The 4,256-nt window shown below is 70.4% G+C and carries 7 protein-coding genes; all 7 read left to right on the plus strand.

The genetic code is table 11. The features are described 5' to 3' along the window. Positions 1-207, plus strand: a 207-nt coding sequence (locus VF167_09515) for a hypothetical protein (GenBank protein HEX6925659.1), incomplete at its 5' end; no start/stop codon positions are given. Continuing rightward, a complete protein-coding gene (locus VF167_09520; protein ID HEX6925660.1) occupies positions 200-391 on the plus strand; it encodes a hypothetical protein in 192 nt (63 codons plus the stop codon). The genes VF167_09515 and VF167_09520, both read left to right, overlap by 8 nt. Next, a complete protein-coding gene (locus tag VF167_09525) occupies positions 388-1,005 on the plus strand; it encodes a hypothetical protein (protein ID HEX6925661.1) in 618 nt (205 codons plus the stop codon). Before VF167_09520 ends, VF167_09525 begins: the two co-directional genes overlap by 4 nt. Before the next feature lie 127 nt (positions 1,006-1,132). Further along, positions 1,133-1,636: a terminase small subunit gene (locus VF167_09530; GenBank protein ID HEX6925662.1), complete on the plus strand. Its 504-nt coding sequence runs from the start codon at positions 1,133-1,135 to the stop codon at positions 1,634-1,636. Further along, the gene (locus VF167_09535; protein ID HEX6925663.1) at positions 1,633-3,552 is read left to right on the plus strand and encodes a terminase gpA endonuclease subunit; all 1,920 of its coding nucleotides are present in this window, start codon (positions 1,633-1,635) and stop codon (positions 3,550-3,552) included. The genes VF167_09530 and VF167_09535 overlap by 4 nt, the downstream gene beginning before the upstream one ends. A 5-nt stretch (positions 3,553-3,557) precedes the next feature. After that, the gene (locus VF167_09540; protein HEX6925664.1) at positions 3,558-3,689 is read left to right on the plus strand and encodes a hypothetical protein; all 132 of its coding nucleotides are present in this window, start codon (positions 3,558-3,560) and stop codon (positions 3,687-3,689) included. Further along, positions 3,673-3,990, plus strand: coding sequence for a hypothetical protein (locus tag VF167_09545; GenBank protein ID HEX6925665.1), 318 nt, complete (start codon positions 3,673-3,675; stop codon positions 3,988-3,990). Before VF167_09540 ends, VF167_09545 begins: the two co-directional genes overlap by 17 nt. Positions 3,991-4,256: the final 266 nt, after the last annotated feature.

Raw genomic sequence — 4,256 nt, forward strand, 5'->3', positions numbered from 1 at the left:
GTCTGGGGGCTGATCGCGGCCGCCTGCGACTGGCGCTGGGGACTCTATGCCGCCGATGGCGTCACCATCACCCGGCACTCCCCGTGGTACCGCTCCCTCACGCTCTACCGCCAGCCCAGGGCGGGCGCATGGCCCGAGACAGTGGACACCATCGTCCACGACCTCACCCGCTGGCGGGACGGTCACCAATCCCGGCGCCATGGCTGACGGACCCCGGACCACGGTGACCACGACCGCCGACTGGACCTGGCTCCTGCGGGTTCCCGTCCCGCAGGACGGCGACCCGATCCCGTTCGAGCTCTGGATGTTGTACCATGCCAACACGGTGCTGCCGATGCAGCGGCAGGCGACGCCGCCCGCGCACGAGCGCACCGAAAGGAGTACCCCATGACGGAGTTCCGCATCGACGTCGAAGCCGACCCGGTGATCGACGGCCTCCAGGCGTTCCGCCGGCAGCAGCCGTTCGCCATGTCCCTGGCCCTCAACAACACGACCAAAGACGCGCAGGCCGCCATCCAACACGGCTACGAGCAGCGCTTCACCCTCCGGCAGCCCCAGTTCGTCAAACTGGAGGGGGCCAAGATCACGCGGTTCTCGACCAAGTCCCGGCTCGAGACCGAGTTGCGCGTCACCGAGCGCGCGGGCTTCCTCACCAAGTTCGAGACCGGCGAGCCCAAAGTCCCGCGTGAAGGCCGGGCCATCGCCATCCCCGTGCAGGCGCGCCGCACCAAGCGCGACATCATCCCCAAGTCCCAGCGCCCCCCGGCGCTCTATGCCAGCAAGCGCGCCCAGTCGGGCCGCATCTTCTCGCGGCGCGGCCTCCTGCTCCAGAAACTCGGGCGTGGTGCCCGCGCCACCCTCCGTGTGCTCTACGTCTGGAAATCGCGCGCCCGCACCCCCGCCATCCTCCACTTCGTAGACACGGCCCACCAGGCCGCCGACCGCCACTGGCCCGGCCGCGCGCTCGAGGCCATTGACCGCGCCATCGCCACCATGCGCCGATGATGACCGAACACGCAACCCACATGATGACAAGCGTTTACAGGGTCCTCCCCCCGGCCCCACCGCCGGTCACGCCGAGCGTCCGATGCTGCGTTGTATGCACGCCACACTCTGAGCATCTGGCATTGTCATGGCGTCTCGCGTCCTGACGAGTTCGCAGAAGGAGTTGGCGGACCTCTTCGGCGTGAGCCGGGAGACGATTCGGCAGTGGGTGTTGGAGGGGATGCCGACGCGGACGGTGAGTGGCCAGACGCGGTACGTCGCGCGCGAGTGTGTGCAGTGGCGTCGGGACCGGGACAGGGAGGCGGGGCGCCCGGACAGTCCGGTCGAGGCGGAGGAGCGGGCGCGGAAGCTCCGGGCGGATGCGGACCTGGCGGAACTCCGGCTCGCGGAACGGCGGCGGCAGCTCGTGCCGGCAGCCGAGGTCGAACACGAGTGGGATCGGATCTGCAGTGTGCTCCGCTCGCGCATTCTGGCCGTGCGCGGGCGGTGGGCCCCGCGTGTACTGGGGCTCGGCACCATGCCGGAGGCGACGGGGGTGCTCGACGATCTGACGCGTGACCTGCTGTCCGTGCTGGCGGCGGCGGCGGACGAGGTGGAGGCTGGGGACGAGGCGGAGGACGACGCGGCATGAGCGGGCTGGCGCGCGTGGCGGCCGATGTGCTGCGGCGGGCCGGGCGACCCCGGACCCGGCTCACCGGCTCCCAATGGATGAACCGCTACGGGTGGATCGCGCGCTCATCCGGTGCCGCGGAACACGGCCAGTATTCGACGGACCGGGCGCCGTTCCTGGCCGAGATGGCCGACGTGTTCTGCGACGAGATCCACCAGGACGTGGTGGTCAACAAGGCGGCACAGGTCGGCTATACCGAACTGCTGCTGCAGTATTGCGCCTATGTGATGCGGGAGGACCCGTCGGGCCATCTGCTCGTGCAGCCGTCGATCGAGGCGGCGAAGTCGTGGGTCAAGGAGCGCATGGACCCGATGCTGGAGGAGTCGCCGCACCTGCGGGGACTGATCCGGAGCGAGCAGGGTCGGCGCACGTCCGACGACACGCTGCAGCGGAAGGTCTACCGGGGCGGCTGGACCGTCGTGGTCGGGGCGAACTCCCCCACCGGACTGCGCTCGCGCCCGGCCCGCCGGCTCACCGGCGACGAGCGGTCCGGCTGGACCCTGGATGCCCGGCAGGAGGGCGACCCGTGGGACCTCGCGACCGAACGCACCAACAGTTTCTGGAACGCGAAGCGGATTCAGGGCTCGACGCCCGGTGAGGAGGAAACCTGCCCGATCACGGCGGCGCTGCGGCAGAGTGACTGGCGCGAGTATCATGTGCCGTGTCCCAACTGCAAACGCCGTGAGCCGTTCCAGTGGAAGGCGCCCGACGGCACGTATCGGCTCGTGTGCGACCGGGACCCGGCCGACCAGCTCATCCCGCAGACGGCGCGCTATCTCTGTACGAGCTGCGGGACCCTGATCCCCGAGACGGAAAAAGCGTGGATGCTCAGACCCGCGAATGGGGCGCGGTGGGTCCCCCGGTTCCCCGGCCGCGAGGTGGTGGGGTTCGATCTCACTGGCCTGCTCTCGCCGTGGCAGTCGTGGGCGACGATCATGCGCAAGTGGGTGGAGGCACAGCGCAACCACGAGAAGCTCAAGGTGTTCGTCACCCACGTGCTCGCGCAGCCGTGGCGGCCCGAGTCCCAGCGGATCGAGGTCCACACCCTGCGGCAACGTGCCGAGCCGATGCCCGAACTCCCCGCACCCATCGGCGCCTGCTTCGGGGCGGTGGACATCCAGCAGGATCGCATCGAGACGCTGGTGATCGGCGTGGGCGCGGGGGAAGAGGTGTGGTGTCTCGAGTGGGAGTCGCACGAGGGCGCGCCGGAAAAAGACGAGCCGTGGGTGTCCGCGTGGGCCGCGCTGACGGCGCCGCGTGGGGTGCCGCTCTACGGCATTGCCATCGACACGGGCTACCTCGGGCCGACGGCGTGGAAGTGGGTGGATGAGTGGACCGCTCGCCGTGTGGTGAAGCGGGTGATTGGCGTGAAGGGTGAGGACGGGCGGCATCGGCCATGGATCAGGAAGCCGGCGCGGGCGCGGACCCGGCGCGTCCGCAACCCGTGGATTGTGGGCTCGGATACCGCGAAGGACATCCTGGCGCTCCGGCTCCTCAATCCCGTACCGCCCGGCGGTCCCGGCGCCTTCCACTTCGCGGACTCGCTCGATGAGGCGTTCTACGACCAGTTGACGGCGGAGGAGCAGCGCCTCGTGACGGTGCGGGGGCGCCGGGTGCGGGCGTGGCGCCCGGTCTCGAAGGACCGCGCCAACGAGGCGCTGGATCTCACGATCTACGCGCTCGCGGCGATGTACGCATTCGGGCGTGAGTTCGTCGATCGCATCGGGGACCTGGCCGAACAGCGCCGACACCGGGCGACATCGAACGCATCGGAGCCTGATCCCGGCGAATTGGCACCGATCGTGACCGATCCGGACCGATCCGAGCCCAGCAAGCGACCGCGGCGTGGGCGTCGCGGCTGGGCGTTCCGGACCTGACGGCGATGGAACGGCGCGCCGCGATCCACGTCTCCACCGCGATGCTGCGCGTCCGGCTCGACCTGCCCCCGCACCTCACGATCGCGGTGACCGGGCCGGCGCCCCGGCTCGTGGCGCTCGATGGCCTCGACACCTGACGTGATGCCGTACCTCCTCCCCGCCCTCCGTGACGCGACCAACGACCCCCACCTCCGGGGCGCGGCCCTGACCGTCTACACGTGGCTCGTCACCAACCACCTCGACACACAGGAGATGCGGAGCGTGAAGGTGAGCGGGCTCTCGCTCACCTTGCGCATGAAACGGCACACGGTGAGCCGGAGTCTCCGGACGCTGTGTCACCGGGGCTACCTGGAGCGGCGCTACGTGGCGCAGCAGGGCTACGTCTACCGCGCCTACGCGGTGCGCCGCGCTGACCTCGACGAACGCCGCGCGAGCTAGCCGCGCGGCGCCGGCGCTGCCACTCGTGTCCCGTGGGGGCCATAGTCGGGCCGTCTCGGGCGGTTTGCCCGCTACTGCCTCGTTAGCCGGGCTAAGCATCGTGCGGGTGCGCGATGGCACCCGTTCTCCCGGCCGGGGTCCCCGGCACGCTCAGCGCGGGCGACACGCTGACCTTCACGTGGTCGCACGCCGACTACCCCCGCTCCGAGGGGTGGAGCCTGAGCGTCACCCTGGCCGGCGCGTCCACCCTCGCGACCGAGACCGGC

It is taken from the genome of Longimicrobiaceae bacterium, assembly GCA_036375715.1.
Lineage (GTDB): Bacteria > Gemmatimonadota > Gemmatimonadetes > Longimicrobiales > Longimicrobiaceae > DASVBS01.

Excerpts from the sequence above, each read along its gene's own strand:
- VF167_09520 (HEX6925660.1), top strand. The coding sequence starts at position 200 with ATGGCTGACGGACCCCGGACCACGGTGACCACGACCGCCGACTGGACC.
- VF167_09525 (HEX6925661.1), top strand. The coding sequence starts at position 388 with ATGACGGAGTTCCGCATCGACGTCGAAGCCGACCCGGTGATCGACGGC.
- VF167_09530 (HEX6925662.1), top strand. The coding sequence starts at position 1,133 with ATGGCGTCTCGCGTCCTGACGAGTTCGCAGAAGGAGTTGGCGGACCTC.
- VF167_09535 (HEX6925663.1), top strand. The coding sequence starts at position 1,633 with ATGAGCGGGCTGGCGCGCGTGGCGGCCGATGTGCTGCGGCGGGCCGGG.
- VF167_09540 (HEX6925664.1), top strand. The coding sequence starts at position 3,558 with ATGGAACGGCGCGCCGCGATCCACGTCTCCACCGCGATGCTGCGCGTC.
- VF167_09545 (HEX6925665.1), top strand. The coding sequence starts at position 3,673 with ATGGCCTCGACACCTGACGTGATGCCGTACCTCCTCCCCGCCCTCCGT.